The 18,995-nt window shown below is 36.5% G+C and carries 15 protein-coding genes and 2 pseudogenes; 7 read left to right on the top strand and 10 right to left on the bottom strand.

Translation table 11 applies throughout. The features are described 5' to 3' along the window. Window positions 1-1,211: 1,211 nt before the first annotated feature. The 6 genes from ACFIMM_RS06670 to parA form a co-directional block, all read right to left on the bottom strand. Complete coding sequence (locus tag ACFIMM_RS06670; protein ID WP_375613558.1) at window positions 1,212-1,430, bottom strand: EexN family lipoprotein; 219 nt, start codon at window positions 1,428-1,430, stop codon at window positions 1,212-1,214. A gap of 3 nt (window positions 1,431-1,433) precedes the next feature. Next, a complete protein-coding gene (locus ACFIMM_RS06665) occupies window positions 1,434-1,703 on the bottom strand; it encodes an EexN family lipoprotein (protein WP_375627922.1) in 270 nt (89 codons plus the stop codon). 44 nt (window positions 1,704-1,747) lie between these two features. Continuing rightward, window positions 1,748-1,960, bottom strand: coding sequence for an EexN family lipoprotein (locus ACFIMM_RS06660; RefSeq protein WP_375621543.1), 213 nt, complete (start codon window positions 1,958-1,960; stop codon window positions 1,748-1,750). Between the two features lie 3 nt (window positions 1,961-1,963). Then, the gene (locus ACFIMM_RS06655) at window positions 1,964-2,230 is read right to left on the bottom strand and encodes an EexN family lipoprotein (RefSeq protein ID WP_375627920.1); all 267 of its coding nucleotides are present in this window, start codon (window positions 2,228-2,230) and stop codon (window positions 1,964-1,966) included. A gap of 1,186 nt (window positions 2,231-3,416) precedes the next feature. After that, window positions 3,417-3,647, bottom strand: coding sequence for a plasmid partition protein ParG (locus tag ACFIMM_RS06650; protein ID WP_273790969.1), 231 nt, complete (start codon window positions 3,645-3,647; stop codon window positions 3,417-3,419). Continuing rightward, the gene (gene parA, locus ACFIMM_RS06645; RefSeq protein WP_375653186.1) at window positions 3,644-4,273 is read right to left on the bottom strand and encodes a ParA family partition ATPase; all 630 of its coding nucleotides are present in this window, start codon (window positions 4,271-4,273) and stop codon (window positions 3,644-3,646) included. The genes ACFIMM_RS06650 and parA overlap by 4 nt, the downstream gene beginning before the upstream one ends. Window positions 4,274-5,265: 992 nt before the next feature. Between parA and ACFIMM_RS06640 the strand changes: the two genes are divergently transcribed. Continuing rightward, the gene (locus tag ACFIMM_RS06640; RefSeq protein WP_375610590.1) at window positions 5,266-5,595 is read left to right on the top strand and encodes a TIGR01244 family sulfur transferase; all 330 of its coding nucleotides are present in this window, start codon (window positions 5,266-5,268) and stop codon (window positions 5,593-5,595) included. Window positions 5,596-7,704: 2,109 nt separating this feature from the next. Here ACFIMM_RS06640 and ACFIMM_RS06635 read toward each other — a convergent pair. Continuing rightward, the gene (locus ACFIMM_RS06635) at window positions 7,705-8,706 is read right to left on the bottom strand and encodes a bifunctional riboflavin kinase/FAD synthetase (protein WP_375674947.1); all 1,002 of its coding nucleotides are present in this window, start codon (window positions 8,704-8,706) and stop codon (window positions 7,705-7,707) included. Next, entirely contained in the window at window positions 8,706-9,551 is an 846-nt protein-coding gene (locus ACFIMM_RS06630; protein ID WP_375612197.1) for a TIGR01459 family HAD-type hydrolase, read from the bottom strand. The genes ACFIMM_RS06635 and ACFIMM_RS06630 overlap by 1 nt, the downstream gene beginning before the upstream one ends. A 1,194-nt stretch (window positions 9,552-10,745) precedes the next feature. Between ACFIMM_RS06630 and ACFIMM_RS06625 the strand changes: the two genes are divergently transcribed. Beyond that, window positions 10,746-11,105, top strand: coding sequence for a helix-turn-helix domain-containing protein (locus ACFIMM_RS06625; RefSeq protein WP_375682795.1), 360 nt, complete (start codon window positions 10,746-10,748; stop codon window positions 11,103-11,105). Window positions 11,106-12,118: 1,013 nt separating this feature from the next. Here ACFIMM_RS06625 and ACFIMM_RS06620 read toward each other — a convergent pair. Together ACFIMM_RS06620 and ACFIMM_RS06615 are read right to left on the bottom strand one after the other, a co-directional pair. Further along, window positions 12,119-12,247: pseudogene (locus ACFIMM_RS06620) on the bottom strand (hypothetical protein); the annotation flags it as partial. Window positions 12,248-13,394: 1,147 nt separating this feature from the next. After that, entirely contained in the window at window positions 13,395-14,120 is a 726-nt protein-coding gene (locus ACFIMM_RS06615; RefSeq protein ID WP_375638527.1) for a hypothetical protein, read from the bottom strand. A 398-nt stretch (window positions 14,121-14,518) separates the two neighbouring features. On the opposite strand from ACFIMM_RS06615, the gene ACFIMM_RS06610 reads away from it, so the two are divergent. The 5 genes and pseudogenes from ACFIMM_RS06610 to ACFIMM_RS06590 all read left to right on the top strand — a co-directional run bounded on the left by ACFIMM_RS06610 (window position 14,519) and on the right by ACFIMM_RS06590 (window position 18,982). After that, the gene (locus tag ACFIMM_RS06610) at window positions 14,519-14,842 is read left to right on the top strand and encodes a TrbC/VirB2 family protein (protein ID WP_375613587.1); all 324 of its coding nucleotides are present in this window, start codon (window positions 14,519-14,521) and stop codon (window positions 14,840-14,842) included. Continuing rightward, window positions 14,843-15,151, top strand: coding sequence for a type IV secretion system protein VirB3 (locus ACFIMM_RS06605; protein ID WP_273723684.1), 309 nt, complete (start codon window positions 14,843-14,845; stop codon window positions 15,149-15,151). A gap of 22 nt (window positions 15,152-15,173) precedes the next feature. Beyond that, window positions 15,174-17,527: pseudogene (locus ACFIMM_RS06600) on the top strand (VirB4 family type IV secretion/conjugal transfer ATPase). Continuing rightward, window positions 17,524-18,009 carry a type IV secretion system protein VirB5 gene (locus ACFIMM_RS06595; RefSeq protein ID WP_375692676.1) on the top strand — a complete coding sequence of 162 codons (486 nt, stop codon included), beginning with the start codon at window positions 17,524-17,526 and terminating at the stop codon, window positions 18,007-18,009. Before ACFIMM_RS06600 ends, ACFIMM_RS06595 begins: the two are co-directional and overlap by 4 nt. Continuing rightward, window positions 17,996-18,982, top strand: coding sequence for a type IV secretion system protein (locus ACFIMM_RS06590; protein WP_375610597.1), 987 nt, complete (start codon window positions 17,996-17,998; stop codon window positions 18,980-18,982). The genes ACFIMM_RS06595 and ACFIMM_RS06590 overlap by 14 nt, the downstream gene beginning before the upstream one ends. The last annotated feature ends 13 nt before the right edge of the window (window positions 18,983-18,995 follow it).

Raw genomic sequence — 18,995 nt, 5'->3', positions numbered from 1 at the left:
TTTTTAACCATCAGTGTCCGTCTTTTCACGCTATCTTGAATCTCAACTTCACTCCCACCTTAAAAAACGAAATTTTCTATCAGATATGATCTGTAAATAATTTGTCTCTTTATTGAGTAAATTTCCCCTTCAGGGCATATCACAATTCTAAAGAATAATATTTCATGAAGCTTATGATAATCTATTGAACACCATCTTTACCCTTATGAGAGAATAAACCAGCAGCATCACACACTTTTCCAGCCCCAAATGTTGCCAACAAACCTTTAGCACTTGAGATAATTCATAAAAGGCATTTTTACGTCTTTCTTCAACAGTTTTTATCCACACGGCTCTCCCCGCTTGTACCATGCAAGAAGATGGTTTTAATTAATTCAACCGAGAACAGATTTGGAATAAGAGAATCTTACGTTATTCGAGATCCTTATTCAGTATAAAATAATTAAATTATTTTTATAAATCAAAGTGTTATTCAGAAAAACATTCATCACACACTCGAGAACAAAAAACACCTCATACGTAAAGTTTTATATGCGCTCCACCGCTCAACATGATAATATCACGACACAATTAAGATAAAAAAATAACAAGGAAAAACCTTGCAAACTCAGAAAAGAGAGGAGAAAAATGAAAAGATGTGGAGAGCGCTCAATTCCTCACACATCCAGCAAAACCGTCCTAGCAAAACTGTCTCACAACTTAACTAATGTTATAATATTCTCAAATCAAAAGAAATTTTTTAAAAATAGTTTGAGAAAAACATTTGAGTATGAAACGATAATAATTCTATTCAGAATGTTTTTCTCTTTATTAAAACAGAGAACGTAATTTCCAAACAAATGTTTCCTCCTAATTTTTCCGAAATTAGCCGCAACACTTAAAGACGATCTTAGTGTGATGAAACATTTATTTGTGATAAACGCAAAAAAACACCCAAAGATAGATTTAATCTCATATTTTAAATACATGTAACCAAAACATTAAAAAATTAGCAGTAACACGTAACAACTCATTGGGAGGCAATACTATCTACAATTGAAAGCACTTTTGAGCTGAACAAATGACAGTATAGCATACGTTTACACAAAGAGTACTGATCGTAAACGACTAATTCTTGAAGCCATAAAAAGACTCTCTAAAAGTTAGAGAGAGCCTAAAAACGCAATAGAATCAAGAACTAAAAAATTCCTTATTTATTGAACTGTATGTTTTTAATTAATGCCAAACATAAGTTCCATATATGCTTGTCTGGCATGTTGGCAATTTTTAGATTTCTCCATAGAAGATTGATCCAGCTTTTCACATTTTTTTGCCCACTCTTCGAGTAATGTTTTATCTTTCTTAAATTCCGCTACGCTGTAGTTTTTTTCGCAACCAGCAACGACAAGTCCAGTACAAAGCAGCAATGCTGTAATAATAACTTTATTCATGATTTAATTTCCTTCCTTTTTCTCTTCAGTTTTTTTCTCGTCATCATGTACAAAGCTTGAACCAGGCCAATCTCGGGCATGAACTTCACGATACGCTTTATCTGCGTTTTTACAATTTTGAGAATCTAAATCCTCTGATATCATGCATTTCATTGCCCATTGCTCGAGTAATTTGGGATCCTTCTTAAATTCCGCTACGCTATAAGTTTTTTCACAACCAGAAACGACAAGTCCAGCACAAACCAGCAATGCTGTAATAATGGCTTTATTCATCAATAAATTCCCCTTTTTCAAATTTACAAAGTTTAGGACACAATTTAGGGCCTTAAAAAAAGTTCTACATATGCTTGTCGAAGGTTTTTACAATTTTGAGAGGATTTGAGCGGTGAATCATCGTTCTCACATTTCTTTGCCCATTCCTCGTATAATTTTTCATTTGTTTTAAATTCTTTTACACTATAAGTTTTTTCACAACCAGTAACAGCAAGTCCAGTACAAAGCAGCAATGCTGTAATAATGACTTTATTCATAATTTAATTCCCTTCCTTTTTATCTTCAGTTTTTTCTTGGTCGTCCTTTCCAGAGCCAAAAATTCCCCATTTTTTACGAGTTTCTAATTCAGCTTGTTCTGCGTTTTTACAATTTTTTGAATCAAAACTTCCTGCAATAAAACATTTCTCTAACCACTGATTGAGTAATTTGGGATCTTTCTTAAATTCCGTTACGCTGTAAGTTTTTTCGCAACCAGCAACGAAAAGTCCAGTACAAACCAGCAATGCTATAATAATGGCTTTATTCATCAATAAATTCCCCTTTTTCAAATTTACAAAGTTTAGGACATAATTTAGCACCCGATTAAAATTGTACATTCGGTTCATTGTGCATTTTCAAAAATTTTAAAATCCACTTCTGTACGCGAATATTTTATTAACAATATCTTTGGGTTCACATCCCCTCCTATATTGTGACCTTGCGTCTACTTTCCTTTGCAAATACGTACACTTCCAACGCAAACATGTTAAATCATGAAAACTGCCTTTCATTTATCAGACTTGCATTTGTAACATTATCTGCACGGCAGCTCTTTGTATTTGAAGTGTTAAAACTTCAGCAAAAATTCTGATATCTTGACATTCTCAAAAAGCTTTTTAATCATTTCTTTTCCTTCAAGAACCTTTTGGTAACGAGAAGCAGCACGATATCTTACCCAAAATTCGTCATGCCTATACCCATTGCAAATTCCCTGCAAACGAAAGAATACAGCTTTTAATCAACTAATTGCGCTCTTATCATTTCTAAACCACCGGAAAAGAAAGAAAGCTTTAAGTCCCCCTGTACTTTTTAAAAGCCAATAGAAATGCTAAAAAAGCGATCTTATACATTCCAATTGAAGAAAAAAGCCTATTGCCTTGCGTACCATTACAACTGGCATTAAATATTTAAGACTATAAAATCATATAAATGTAAGAAATATTTTCTATAATATACTCAATGACTTCTTTTGTTTATTAGGAAAAATTATAGCGCGTCAATATCAGTAAATTTTACTTATTTTTATCCCCCCCTTTATAAACAATGAATATAATTTAATAAAACGGATTGCTGCATAACAGAAAAAAATAATCAAGGCTACTCTTAATTACATTATTTACGCATGTATTAAGTACAATAAACAAAAAAATAACCTGATGTTTAAAATCATTATCAAGATAATTTTTATGGAAGAATAAACTTATCTACTCATCTAGCGGATAAGATCACAAGTAGTATGATGATTATCACATTTATAGGGAAAAGTTTGAAACGGAGAATTTTTCGCAAACTCATAGCTCTTTCATGCGATGATACAGAACCTTATGAAAAACAACTTGAATGAAGCAACCATCGTGAAAAAGGAAGAGCACTTTTATTATTAACTTCGTATAAAAACAATCGATATCATCTCTAGAAAAAGCATTCAAAGCAACGAAATTATCGTATCATTTTTTACACTTTTCCGTATTTTTGTGAAAGCAATTCGCGGACCTCATCAGCTATTTTAGTTCCACGACTTGCACAACTGACCTTAATCAACCGATGCAAACTTTCTGGTATATCAATCGTGAGGCGCTTCATACCTCCACTCATGCTCCCTTTGTGGCTTCCTACCCATGCATCCGCTGTTAAAGGGATTGATTTATTCGTTGGTTTTGTGCCGATTTTAATTTTTTTATTCATCGTGCTAACTCCTTGATTTCCGCTGCAACCGCTTCAATCTCTGCTGCTGCTGGTCCTTGCTTATCAACTTCATAAACCGCCTTCCCCTGTGCTGCTGCTTCTGCAAAAATCACACGCTGCGCAACGCTAGAAGAAAGAACATGTACGGGGTATATGCCAAGAGCTTCGTTCACATCACGCCCTATCGCTGTATTGACGATTTTACGATTAATAACAAAAGCAGATTTGAGATTTTCTTTATAAACACGTGCTTCGTCAATCAGCTTTACAATTCCATCCGCTGCCCAAATATCATAGGGACTAGGCAAAACAGGGATAAGCACCAAATCCGAAGCCATAAGAGCACTACGAGCAAGATCAGTTACACGCGGAGGACCATCGATAATAATATGATCATAACCATGACCAATCTGTGTAATCTCTTTGTGAACCGTTGCACGCGGTAAACCAATAACCGAAAACAAAGGTGCATCTTCACGCGCAGCAGCCCAATCCAATGCGCTTCCCTGTGGGTCAACATCAATAAGCAATACCCGTGTACCAGTACGTGCAAAACTGGCAGCAAGATTAACACTCAACGTCGTTTTTCCGACACCTCCCTTTTGATTCAAAAGTCCAATGATCATCCATTACGCCTTTCAGTATTATCGTTTTTACGATTATACTGAAAGTAATAAAAGAAACAAGCATCCAATACGTGCAAAATAATCATTTCTCCCATTTTCAGGATAAATAATAATAGCCCGCAATTTTTTATAATATTCTTTAACATGAGCAAAACATTATGAAGATGATATTCTTGAAAATAACAAAATAAATTTAAAAGAGGCATGCTCTTCCCCCCACCCTAAAACGAAGATTCTTAAATCCATGTCGATCTGTAAACAATGCGCTGTAAATGATCCAGCTTCTTATTTTGCACCGGCCTTTTGGGATTCTCCCTTCATGCAATCCACTTAATGCAACTCTACAAACAAGCTCCACTCTGAATATACAACAAACTATAAGGAGAATTCATTGTTTTGCACGTTGAATGAGAGAGCCGAAATCAGGAAGATTCTCTCATTTCATGCCTCTTATATTAAATTAATCAAAATCATATCTCTTGTACGTACAAGCAGGGCTGGCGTGTGGGTAAAAACTGTACAAGAAAGGATTTAAAATGCTTCTTATGCAGAATCTCAAGTACCAAGAACTATTACAATATTGGAGGTTGGCAAATATAACAATGGTACCGACTTCCTTCTTCATAAGCGTAAAAAGGGTGGTGATCCATGAATTTTATACTCTTTGACGCTCGACAGAGTAAAATGGGCTTAAGAGAAATAAGGGTACCTCTAGCAAGCGCGTAAACAAACAACACAATGAAATGTCTATGCTGAGTAAACACTATAGATTATCCATAAAGACCAAACATCCGTCTTTTATAAGATCGCATAACGAACATGTTGCGGAGTGAGATATTTTGCATCTTACAGCTCATTTTTCCCAAATAGATCTTCTCGACAAAAAGAATATTTTTGTTAAGATGCCACTGAAAAACTTACCTTCATTATGTTCTTTCTATATACCAGACCAGAGGGTATCGTGAAGATCGTGCAATTGGGAATAAACAAAAATGAATTTACAACAAATTGAACCTGATATTTTTATCAGCGCCCAACTTAGCATAGAAAATATCAAAACATTGGCACAAGCTGGTTTTAAAACAATTATCTGTAACCGCCCCGATCACGAAGAGCTCCATCAACCTGACTTTTCTAGCATTAAAACGGTCGCAAATGAATATGGCATAAAAGCCTATCACATTCCCATTTCTCCTCCAACTATAGAAAAGTCAGCTGTTGAAGCCATGCAAACAATTTTAAAAACAGCCTCTCTGCCTCTTCTTGCCTATTGTCATCACGGATCACGCTCGCTGCATCTTTATCGTTTAGCGCGTCTTTAAACAGAGGGTTCGCACATTTCCTACGCACCTTAAAAGACGAAAATTCTTAAATACGCATCGATTTGTAAAAAACAATCTGTCAATAATCTTTGTTTTGCGCCTTTCCTTTGGCTTGCCACTTCATAAAACTCTACAAGCAAGCTTTGCTCCTCAATATACAACAAGCATACACACCCGAAGCCATAAAAATGCGTGAAAATTCATATGATGATCGAAGAAAATTATTTTCACCTCACCTTTTATCACTGCTCCACCTTCTTTTTCTCTTCCTTTACCAATACGAGCTCATTCGTACGCCACAGACACCTAAAACGACAGTAAAACCACTAAGAAAACCCATATTCCGAATAAACGGCATGCAGAGTATTTTATAAAAAAGCCGTAAGCCATAATCTATGATTAACTGCGACATATTGATTTATAACAATTAATTATTTTGCACGTTGAGTGATAAATCCTAATACCGTAAGATTCTCTCAAGTCTATTTATAGTGAATCAATCAAAAGCGTGTTTCTTGCATGTCACAAGCAAGAAATATTCGTGTGAAATAAAACGAGTTAAGAACAAACTCTCATAAACGCTCTCAAATAGCCAAGACTGTACAACACTAAAGGCTTGTCAATATAACGGATGGTGTCGGATTGCTCTTTTATTAGGCATAAAGATGATAGCGCTCAACGGAGCTTTCAAGATACCATTCATGAGAGCCATCATGAAAATGAATATGAGAAGCGTTGAGAGATATTTCTTTAAAAGAAGTGCATAAATTAGCAAAACAAGGATATTCCAGCATTTTATTTTACCTGTAGGGCGTGATATCCTATTCAAAGAACAACAAAAGCCTGAAGCTGTTATTTTCATGATTTAAGAGATATTGCTCTGAACCCTTTTGAAAGTAGCAAAGCCTAATTTAAAAAAGACTGTCATCTGGACTGATTTTCCCCTTTATAACTTCATATTTTTCCCCAATAAGGCTGTAAACCGGTTTCAGAGATTATCCAAATGAATATAGCAATAGACTCTCCCCATCTGGTATACAAAAGCTGTAACAGCAGAGAGAGCACTAAAGCGTTTTAATCTTTGTCTCAAACATACTGCTCGCGTTGAGGAACACTAAAGAAAAAGTTTTATAAGAAAAACAATACGATACAGTCACGAATAGACCGAACATAGATTGGAAAGATGTTCTAACTTTTATCCAATATTTCTATCAAAAAACAACAAAACATTATTGGCTTTGTATTTTCATATCCTTACAAGACTGTCTTTCCTTTTCATTATGGGCGTTACATTTGTGAAAGACAAAGGAAATATATGGATAGTTTTTAACTTGAAAATCTGAAAGATTGACGTGTTACGACAACAAAATTGTGCCTTTATCCATCAAAAGCATTAGAAATTTTGAAACAATACACCTGCTTTCTCGCAATGATTTCTTTTATCTACAATCAATCGCAGTCTCCTTAATATGCATTCCCCATCACAATATACAAGAGAAACGAAACTTAAAGCATTTTCCAGCAGCTTCATTCTCGTTTACGTGATTGGTCAGCACGAAAACTGCTGCTGACCACTAATCTTCTTCACAAGACTCGACAAACAAAACTTTTTTAAAAATATTCATTACATAATACAAAATATCACATGCGTAAGGTTACACGAACCAACTCTCATCATAAACGATGATACAGCATAAATGACATAATAAGCCAAATTAGAAAAAAGAAACAATAACCTTTTAAAATAAAAAAAGTCATCAATTAAATTTTATCAAACTATAAGCTTAAAATCGCAAGAAATTTTAAAAACAGCCTTTCTCCTTCTTCACGTCTATTATTGCTAAATAGGCTGGTTGCTTATTCTTTACTGCATCTTTTATGACGAGTTTTAACGGATCAGAAAGAAACAAGCAGTAAAGTTTTGAATGACAACAAAAACCATAACGTTAACTTTGAAAAAAATGATGCCAAAATCAGATCTTCAGATATTCGATTCTCCCTCTCAACAACGGAAAAAACATATATTCCACGATGTTTTGGAATATATCTTTGTGATTATAATCACTTTAAGTGCTATTTTTACAGCTCTTCTCTCTTTTTCAGATCAGTTTAGGACATATTTTTAAAAGTAAGCAGCCTATCCAACGTTGATAATGGTTGTACTGTCTTTAAAATTTCTTTTGCTTTTTTTTCATCACGATGCATTTGCGCAATCAAAGGTTCAAGCCCATCAAATTTTTCTTGTCCTCGCAAAAACTGGAAAAAAGAAACGATACAGCTTTCCCCATAAAGGTCGTCGTTAAAGTCAAACAAATAGGTTTCCAAAAGGGGCGCCCCATCCTTAACAACCGTTGGACGACAACCAAAGCTTGCAACACCATCATACAAAACACCGTTCGCACGACGCAAACGTACCGCATAAACACCATGAGCCAAACGAACTTGGGGAGGCAACATTTGATTAGCGGTAGGAAATCCCAAAAGACGTCCAAGTTTTTCACCTTGAATAATATTGGAGCGTATCCGATAGTGATACCCTAACAAATGGGCTGCTTTGTCCACTTCCCCTTGTGAGAGAAGTTGCCGAATAAAACTCGAGGAAATGATCAAAGATTGTGACTCTTGAGGACGAGCAACGCAAGGAACTTGCACAACCTCAAATCCATATTTCTCTCCTCTTTGGCAAAGAAGATGTACATTTCCACTTTTCTGATGACCAAATTGAAAATTTTCGCCTGTCACCACAACTGAAACATCAAAAACTTCCTTTAAAAACGACTTAATAAATTCGTCCGCTGAAAGAGCGGCAAACTGTGCATCAAAGGGCTGTTCAATCACGCCGTCAAAACCAAGGGTTTTAAAAATTTCAGCTTTTTCAGCTGCCTCTGTCAAACGATAGACAGGAGCTGAATGTTGAAAAAAACTTCTTGGATGGGGTTCAAAAGTTAAAACAACAGCTGGTTTCTTTTTTATACGCGCGAAATCAAGTGCTTTTTGCAACACCACCTGATGCCCACAATGAACACCATCAAAATTTCCAAGTGCCAACACTGCTCCCCGCCAAGCCGAGGGAAACATATGAATTCCCTGAAGACGCAAAAAATTAGTCATTACTGAAGTGCCCACATGATTGCTTGTGGTTTATAACCATGATGTTCAAGAAAAGAATGCAAAGCTTGCTTATCAACCACACCCTTTTGCGTATAATCATAATGATGAATCCCCCCCATAATATAAAGGGCATCAAGACCAAAGTGAGCCGCCCCCTTAATATCCGTTAAAAGACCATCACCAATAGCTAAAACTTGACTTTTTTCTACTGTTCCCCGTATTTTTTGAAGTTTTTCAAAGGCACATTCATAAATAGGCGCGTGAGGTTTTCCAGCAATGCGCACTTCCCCCCCTAATTGTTGATAAAGACGAGCCAATGCACCAGCGCACCAAAATTCTTTATTTCCATAATGGACAATCACATCTGGGTTCGCACAAATAAAAGGTAAATTCCGCGACCGCATGCGACGAAACATCTCCTCATAAGCAGAGGGTTCTTCGTCAAAATCTTCAAGAAAACCGCTACAGACGACAACAGAAGCCTCCCATTCTTCAACAAATTCACACTCTAACCCTTCAAACAGCACCAAATCACGTTGTGAACCAATGAAAAAAACTTTACGTGGAGCAGTCTGAATGAGATCGCGCGTTACATCCCCTGAAGTGATAATGGCATCATAATAGTCGCTATGAACATTCATGCTTTGTAATTGAGCAGCAACATCTTCCCGTAGCCGAGGAGAATTAGTTAATAAAATGACAGTTTTTCCCATTTGTCGGATTTTATACAACGCCTTCAACGCTGGTTCAAATGCATGTACACCGTTATGCACAACACCCCACACATCACAAAAAACAGCATCATAATGCGCTATAATAGTCTCAATATGGGTAAGTTCATTCATGGAGCACCTATCTCTATTTGTCATTTAAAGCTGTCTTTTACTTCAAAACTACTTACCGAAAGATAATACTTGTGTCATCTGCTTTCTCAAACCATATCCCAACTTTTTATCGTCTATAGAGATCATAAGAAATGATAAAATAACTAAGTTATCATTAAGTTGTGCAAAATTCTAAAATGCTTGATAGCAAAAGCTTATCATTCCCCAATGCTATTTTTCTCATAAAAATTTTAATTCTAACAACAACGACGTTGATAGAGTTTTTTATCTAAAATACTCAAATTCTTCACTGAGAAAATAAACGTATCCCCCTCTTAAAAACATGCATCATGAGAAAGCCCAATATATTTTCTCATTTCAAATTTGTTTATATTGAATCAATCAAAACCTATTCGCTTACATATTATAAGCAGAGAGCGTACAGATAAAAACACGTGAAGAAAGAAAAAATAGCTCTTAGGCTCCCTTTCAAAGGCAAAAACTGTCGTAATATTTTGAACTGGCAGAGAGTATGTGCCGTCCGAGCATCTTTTTTTCAGTAAAGATAGCAATATAGCTTTTATCCCATTCATAGAGGCTTTTACGCTACATACTTTACGAAGCACCATTGTAAAATAGGCGCTAACATTGAGAAATATCTTCTAAAACAAACATGTGAATATACAACAATAAGATCTATAATGTTTTGAGTTTATTTTGCATGAGGGCTCTTTACTCATAAAAGCTTTCCCCTATCATCATGATATCTCAGACGCATCAAAACAAGTCATTTTGATTATTGGTTAAGGACAGCACCGTAAGCGGTGACTTGAGCTTAAAAACCAAGGTTTACCTTCGTAAAATGCATATCTGATGTCATGAGTTGAGTAAGCAAACCTTAAAACTTTGAAAGGCAAACAACCTCCTATTTTAAAAAATCTATCCGTCTCAAGAAAAACTATTTTTATTGCCAATCTCCTAAAATTACTTTATGAATCGAAAAATGTTTTGATCGCATACGCAACGATCAAAAGGGGTCTTGAAAACCCGAAACCCTAGCGTAAAAATAAACCCACTATGTGGGTATCCCGGAATTCCGGGAGATTTTGCTATGTCCAGGTGCTCCAAGCACTAAAAGCAAAATGCTGACTAGGGTTCAGTGTTTTCAAGCTCCCGGAATACCAATGCGAGGGCGCTCGCACCTGGAGGGGGAAAATGCAAGCTCAAAATCTTAATATTGATCTTTTTGTAGGCAAAAAAATTCGCTTTAGGCGAAAAGTGCTAAAAATGTCTCAAAAAACATTAGGGCATCATTTAGGTGTCACTTTTCAACAAATCCAAAAGTATGAAAAAGGCTTAAATCGCGTGAGCGCAGAACGTTTAAAGGAAATTTCCGATATTTTGAATGTTCCACTTGCCTTTTTTTACACTGATATCATCAAAAAAGACAACGCCTCGTACCATTATGATGAAATCGCCTCGAGCAAAGAGGAATATTTGCTTTTAAAAAGTTTTAGAGTCCTCACATCTGTCAAGCAGAAAGCGATTTTAAACTTAATTTGTGATCAAAATTAAAACGCTTTAAAGCATAGCTATAAAGTGCTACACACCCTATTCTTGTCTTTCTCCCCACACCCCAAAAGGATGCCCCCCTCCTCAAACCGATTGATAAACGATCCGCCTTTTCAAAAATAGCTCCTTCTCAGCTTCCCATTTCATATGGTTCCTTTCACAAAATTATATAAACAAGCCCTCCCTTGAATATTCATCACACTCTCTTATCAAAACACCCCATGTATAAAGTTTTATGTCTTATATCACCACACCCGCAAACAATAGCGTTTTACAGCACAACAGAATAAGTATTTATCTGTATTTAAAGAGTGGCCCCCTTTTCGCTATGGACGCTCTATTTATTTTAAATGATGTACATTTAATATACCTGCTATTAAAGACTTAGTATCTGTTATAGAGTCTTAAAGGCATATTTTCCCTCTAAAATCTCAATGCTACACCAACTCTATCATAAGGCAAAACATTGATTTATAAAGACAATTTATTATTTTACATGTTGAATGAGAATCCAGAATATCGTAAGATTCTTTCATTTCAGACTTGTTCCATGTTGAATCAACCAAAACTATATCTCTTGCAGGTTACAAGTGGGAAGAGGCGTATGGATAAAAACTATTAAGTAAGAATTAAAAATGCCTCAAACGAACCGTCTCAATTACCAAGAGCTGTAAGCAACACCCACAAGCTGACAAACTGTGTGATGGTGCAAGGCTTACTCCGTTATGAAGCGTAAAGATGGGGGGCTCAATGGATTTACCGTTATACCCTTTACGAACAGCGTCGCAAAATAGGCTTGGATACCTTGAGAAATATTTCTATAAGACAATGCTATCCTGTTTTCTCATGATCATAATCCTCAATCTAACAAAGATGAAACAAACAATAGGATTGCGAATATGATTTGGGGAGCTCATTTGAAAGATGAAAAATGATAAAAAATCCGCTATAACAATTGAAGAAGCGAGCATTCGTTGAGCCGTAACTTTTTTATTTTAGAATTTTTATATCACACTTTACTGTTGAGATGCATGACCACGGTCTGTAACATCAAGCTTTGGCGAGAAAAACATTTCAGTATCTGCTTGTAAAACATTTTGACAGTTTTTAGATTCCTTAACAGCTTGTCCTGAAAGAGAACACTTCGTTCCCCATTCTTCTCTTAATTTTGCATCTTTTTTTAAATCTTCTACGCTATAGGTTTTTCACACCCCACGACGAATAATAGAGTCATGCATAATAAATAATTTTTTTCATTTTACTCCTCTTTAAATACCTTATCTGTTAATATCATCCCCCCAAATGAGGGTTGAATTTTCACACTGTATGAGAATACAGCCTCACTATCACTTGCTTGCTTTCAAAGTGAATACTCTGAGTAAAATAACGCAAGAAGAGCTCACAATAGCCATCGTATGAGTTTGTCATAAAATACAATGAGAAGGGAAAGAGCCCAAACTGAATACAAATGATGAAATCAGAAGACGCATTAATGCTTTTGTCCAACTGATTTCAAATAGTTACATTGCAATAGGCATCGCCCCTAACCCTATAGAAAGCCTATGAGCATTATAATACTTAAGTCTCACGATCAATGGACTATGCAGCCATAACAAAAAAGTATGAACTCTTTTTACCTATTTGTATGTTGATTATTGTTCCTCCATCGAGGCCTAAATAGAAACGTTTTGTGATATATAGAAAACAATCAGCAATGCAAATCATTTTACGAAGATTTCTTCGTGTAGAGTCTATTTGAAATCCATCCATCATTTGGAAGTCTGAATTTAAAAGCAGATAATTATGAAAGCTTTTCAAGGAATGCAACAGATTGATCACTTTTAAAGAAGAAAAAAACGTGATCCAATCCTGAAGACAAAATTCTGATGAAAAAACTTTTGCTATGAATTCTTTTAAGGCATTGTGAAAGATTTTATCCATTATATCAAACGTTACACCATTTTTGGGTCTGTTTATTTTTTACTTTTATCAACACCGCTCTAGAAATCCGTTTCTTGAGCGTTTTTTATCGCCTCACTTCTCCTTCAAACACAAATACTCAAAAATGCTTTGCCACCAACAATGACATTTTCCTGCTTTTATAAAACACATAAGTAAAAATAGAGAAGTGATTTTGAAAGCAACCCTCCCTTGAAAAGGGAATTACCATCCATTTACTTCCTAAACGAAAATAATCTCACCGTTTATTCAAATTTGCTCTACGATTTGGTACAATTTTATTGATAAAGTTTTCTCTATAAAAATTTAAGTAAATATGTTCGTTAAAACCAATCATGGACTAGCAAAGGGGTTATAGGATCCATTATCTCGCCGCCATTTTAAAGGTTCAGTGAAATCACTCGACCAAAGACCAATCTTATTGCCACGTGCTTTTTCTTCCGCATGATGATACTGGGCTGGAATAGGATTTTTCCCCTCTTTTGAGAGTACCAACATACCTTCTTTAAGACCTTCCTCAGCTAAATCAACCCCTTGAACAAAACATTGTGCATAATAAACACCATTGTGCATCAAAGCCTGTTTACAGGATAAATCCTGCCCAAGTGTTTTGGTGACAAGCCAAGCCGTTGTAACCGCACCACAGGGCCATTCTTGATCATTTAATCTTGCTTTTTGACGGGGTGCACATGTGTCCACACCATAAAGATGAATATCACGGGAGATATGTGAGCGCCAAGATTGTGCAGCAGGCGTCAGTAATTTAAATGTAACCCCACTTGTAACAGAAGCCTTACCATGAAAAACAACAGCATTATTTGCAACATCATTTAATGAAACACTCTTCTGCAAATCGAGAGCTGGTTCATTTTTTTCTAATTGCTGTTTGGTGATAGATCTACCCAACTTTTTTTCTTCTCGATAGAGATCGACAATATCTTGGATATCTTGCGTCTCAAATGTTTTAAGAATGCTGAAATCCATTTTATCTTTATATTGGCTTAATCCCCACACCGTAGCCCCCATAATGTAAATAATAACAATCAATTTAAATAGCATCTCTTAACACGCTCGCTCAAAAAATTCGTTTTTTTCCTATCATGTCAGATTATTGATTAGCAATCCCCTTGTTTTTAAAGAAAAAATCCAAATATAAGTGTTGCAGATTAACTACATTTTGTAAAGAATGATATTCTTTCTTTCATTATTTTAATATTGTTATTTTTACCAATATACACAACTTAAAATTGCCATTTTCATGTAACACAATCTCAATTTGAAAAGACTTCTGTCTCTTTACGAAGAAGAGCTTGAGAGTGAACAGATCCACGATCAAGGCTTTTAAAACAAACAAACGAGAAGAATTAAACTGTCATCAAATGACAGCACTTTCCAGTTTGTTAGAGGCAATGGAATGTCGACATATGAACAAATATTATTTGTTAAAGAGAGGTAAAATGACAGATAATAGATTCCAAAACATCATTTTTATCGTGACCATGCTGCTTTTTACGGCAGTTTTTGTATCTGATTTTTCTTATGCTGCTTCTTCTACTACTGGTGGAGGTGGTCTGGGAAATCTTGATGGTGTTTTAGGCAACATTGTCACAATGATGACGGGTCCAACGGCAAAGCTTATTGCTATTATATGTGTTGCTGCTGTGGGGATTGGCTGGATGTACGGCTTTATTGATTTACGCAAAGCAGCTTACTGTGTTCTGGGGATTGCTATTGTTTTTGGTGCCCCTGCTCTTGTCGGTAAATTAGCGGGCACAACATAAATGAACGAAGATACTCTTTTCCTTGCCTGTACGCGCCCAGCCATGTTTGCTGGTGTTACAATGGAAGCCATGGCGCTCAATGTCATGGCGACATCCATTCTTTTCATTTTGACCAGTGATTTTACCATGTTTGGTCTTGGGATTGGGATACACTTTATTTTGCGAGAAGTGACAAAGTACGATCACAACCAATTTCGCGTATTATTTGCATGGCTCAATACCCGAGGAAAACAAAAAAACCTCAACCGATGGGGAGGAGGTTCAACCTCCCCTTTACGCCTTATCCGCACTTATAAGGAACTAAGCTGAAGGAACGAAATTGGTGAAACAGATGTCAATAATGAAACGGGAAACTTTGCCTGAAGAATATATTCCCTATATACGCTACATCAACCAACATGTCGTTGCTTTAAATTCACGCTGTTTAATGGTTGTGATGGCTGTTGAAGGTATAAATTTCGACACCGCGGATATTGATCAATTAAATTCTTTACACAACCAATTAAACACCCTTTTAAAAAATATCGCAGATGAACGGCTTGCTTTATATTCTCACATCATCCGCCGCCGTGAAACGATATACCCAGAGGGTCATTTTCTTTCATCTTTTGCAACAACATTAGATGAAAAATATAAAAAGAAAATGGTTTCGCAAGAACTGTATAGAAATGATCTATTTATTTCACTGCTTTGGAATCCGGCCGCGGATAAAACAGAAAAGCTGGTTTCATTTTTTCAGCGCTTGAGCAAAGCCAAGAAAACACAATCTGAGCCCGACGAGGAAGCTATTCGTAAACTCGAAGAGTTAAGTCAAGATCTTATGCAAGGTTTGGAAGAGTATGAAGTCCGTCTGCTATCCATCTATGAACATGAAGGACTTTTATTTGCCGAACAAAGTGAATTTCTCCACCAGCTAGTAGGGGGAAGACGTGAGCGTATTCCTCTCACATTTGGAACTATTGCTTCAACAATTTACTCGGATCGTGTTATTTTTGGGAAAGAAATTATCGAAATTCGCCATGAAAGCAATGAACGCTTTGTGGGCATGTTTGGATGGAAAGAGTATCCTTCTAAAACACGCCCAGGTATGACTGATGGTCTGCTTACGGTGCCATTTGAATTCATCTTAACACAATCCTTTGTCTTTAAAAGTAAGGCAGCCGCCAGTGCGATTATGAGCCGCAAACAAAATCAAATGATCAATGCAGCTGACCGTGCTAGCTCACAAATCGATGCACTGGATGAAGCGCTAGATGATTTAGAATCAAACCGTTTTGTTTTGGGAGAACACCACATTTCTTTAGCTGTTTTTGCTGATCATCCTAAAATATTGTCTGAAAACTTATCAAAAGCACGTTCCCATTTAACCAATGGAGGAGCCGTGATTGCCAGAGAAGATTTAGGATTGGAAGCAGCATGGTGGGCACAGCTTCCTGGAAACTTTAGCTATCGTGCGCGTTCAGGCGCCATTACCAGCAGAAATTTTGCCGCTTTATCGCCCTTCCATTCTTTCCCTGTTGGCAAACTGAACGATAATGTTTGGGGAGCTGCTGTCGCATTGCTAAAAACACAGGCTGGTTCACCTTACTATTTTAATTTTCATTATGGCGATCTTGGCAACACATTTGTTTGTGGTCCATCAGGATCTGGTAAAACAGTGATTGTTAATTTTCTTCTTGCACAATTACAAAAACACAATCCAACAATGGTTTTTTTGATAAAGATCAAGGAGCAGAGATTTTTGTACGGGCTGGAGGAGGGAAATACAAACCTTTAAAAAATGGGCAGCCCACGGGTATTGCTCCCTTAAAGGGCATGGAATACACCGAAAAAAATAAAATCTTTCTTCGTAATTGGATCTTAAAGCTGGTGACCGCTGAAGGGCAAATCGTAACAGAAGAAGAGCGACAAGATATCGCCAAAGCCATTGATTCCTTGGAAAACTTACCCCCAACCCAGCGCTCTCTTGGTGCCCTTCAACTGTTTTTTGACAACACATCCAAAGAAGGAATTGCCATACGGCTGCAACGCTGGATTAGAGGCAATGATTTAGGATGGGTTTTTGATAATGACCAAGATGATCTCAATTTAAATGCGCAGTTCATTGGCTATGACATGACCGATTTCTTAGATAATGAAGAAATTCGGCGCCCCTTAATGATGTATCTCTTTCACCGCATTCTTGATCTGATTGATGGGCGGCGCATCATTATCGTCGTTGATGAATTCTGGAAAGCTTTAGAAGATGATTCATTTAAAGCTTTTGCGCAAGATCGGCTAAAAACAATTCGTAAACAAAATGGCATGATGCTCTTTGCAACACAAAGCCCTAAAGATGCTTTGAACTCAACAATCGCGCACACAATCATTGAGCAATGCCCCACCCAAATATTTTTTCCAAATCAAAAAGCAAATTACAATGATTATGTCGAAGCTTTCAAACTTACTGAGCGTGAATTTGAACTGATACAGTCAGAGTTAAGCAGAGAGTCCCGTCGTTTTCTCATCAAACAAGGACAAAGTTCCGTCGTTGCAGAACTTAACTTACGTGGAATGAATGATGAGATCGCCGTTTTAAGCGGCACAACAAAAAACATTGAACTCATGAATGAAATTATCAACGAATATGGAGCTGCCCCTGACAAATGGCTGCCCATATTTTATCAAAGGAGAAAAAATCAATGAAAAAATATGGCTTAGTTACACTGTTATCTTTTTCTTTTATTTCTCATGCAATAGCGCAAACAACATCTGATGTGGATGAATATTATAAACAAGCACTCGAGAACACACAAAAATTAGATGCTGCAAAATCAGAAACAGCTGAAAACATTTATAAAAGCGCAACTGAAACTGCAATAAAAATCAAAGACATAAGTCAACAACTTGAAAATATTAAATCAAAACCAGACACAAAACCAGAAGAATTGCAAGCCCTTCGACAAGATCTTCAAGTAAAGCTTTCTCTTCTTCAAGCCGATCTTCAAGTAGCTTCTTTAAAACTTCAGTCTCTTGATATGATTCAAGCAAGAGATACGAAGACAAAAGATGAATTACGTGAAGAAAAGGAACAAAAAAAGCATAAATATCTTGAGGCACAATTAAAAGAAAAAGAAAAAGAATTAAAAGAAAAACTTGAAAGTACAAGTACAAATGTCAGACTTTAGTTTTTCTCCCTTTGAAAGCGTTTCTGGGTATATTTTAAAACCCCTTGATAATGTGATGGACACGACGGTGAGTGGGCTGTCTTCTGCTATTTCAGCGCCCTTAAATCTCGCCGCAATCATTTTTATCTTTCTTTATGGCTATAATGTTATGACAGGTCGCGTTGCGCTTTCCATGCATAGTCTTCTCAATAATGTTGTTAAAATCGTTGTTGTTACAACAATGGCAACGAATGCGGATACATTTAATACTTATGTCAAGGATATTTTCTTCAATGATTTATCCAATGCTATTGGGAATGCGCTTAACAGTAATCCTGCAAGCTCCAATGTTTTTGATTATATTTTGTTAAAGGCAAGTTCGCGTTATCAAGAAGTCTTATACAATGCTTGGTTTTTTGAAAAGATCATTGTGGGTCTTCTTGGTTCTATCATGCTTCTCGCGGTTATTCTTTTTTGTATAGGTGGTTTTATTGTGCAAATGTTTGCACAAGTTGCACTCGTCATGATTATAGGTCTTGGGCCTCTATTCATTAGTTTGTATTTGTTCAATGCAACGCGAAAATACTCCGATGCATGGATTACAACTTTGATCAATTTTACCATTTTACAAGTTCTCGTAATCATGCTTGGAACCATTATATGTCAAGTTATCCTACAGGTTCTCAAAGTTTCATATGAATCAATTTATGTTCTTTTTCCCCCTGTCATCGTCATTTCGATCATAGGAGTTATTATCTTCCGTGCGCTTCCTGGTATTGCAACAGCGCTGGCCTCTGGCGGACCATACTTTAACGCTGGTGTCTCTTCAGGAGGACAGATTTTTACAATGCTTTCCAATGGTGCAAGAGCGAGTGGCAATGCAGTAAAAAGTGCCACTTCACAAATCTCAGGAGCTGCCGGTAACGCTGTTAGAAGTGCGGCAGGGGCAGCAGCAAAAGCAGGTAAATCTGGAGGCGGTCGTGGTCGATTTTAAGATAAAGCACCTC

The sequence above is a fragment of the Bartonella sp. AP258QHHD genome, from assembly GCF_042196145.1.
Lineage (GTDB): Bacteria > Pseudomonadota > Alphaproteobacteria > Rhizobiales > Rhizobiaceae > Bartonella.
This window is presented reverse-complemented; position numbering and strand designations above follow the sequence as displayed.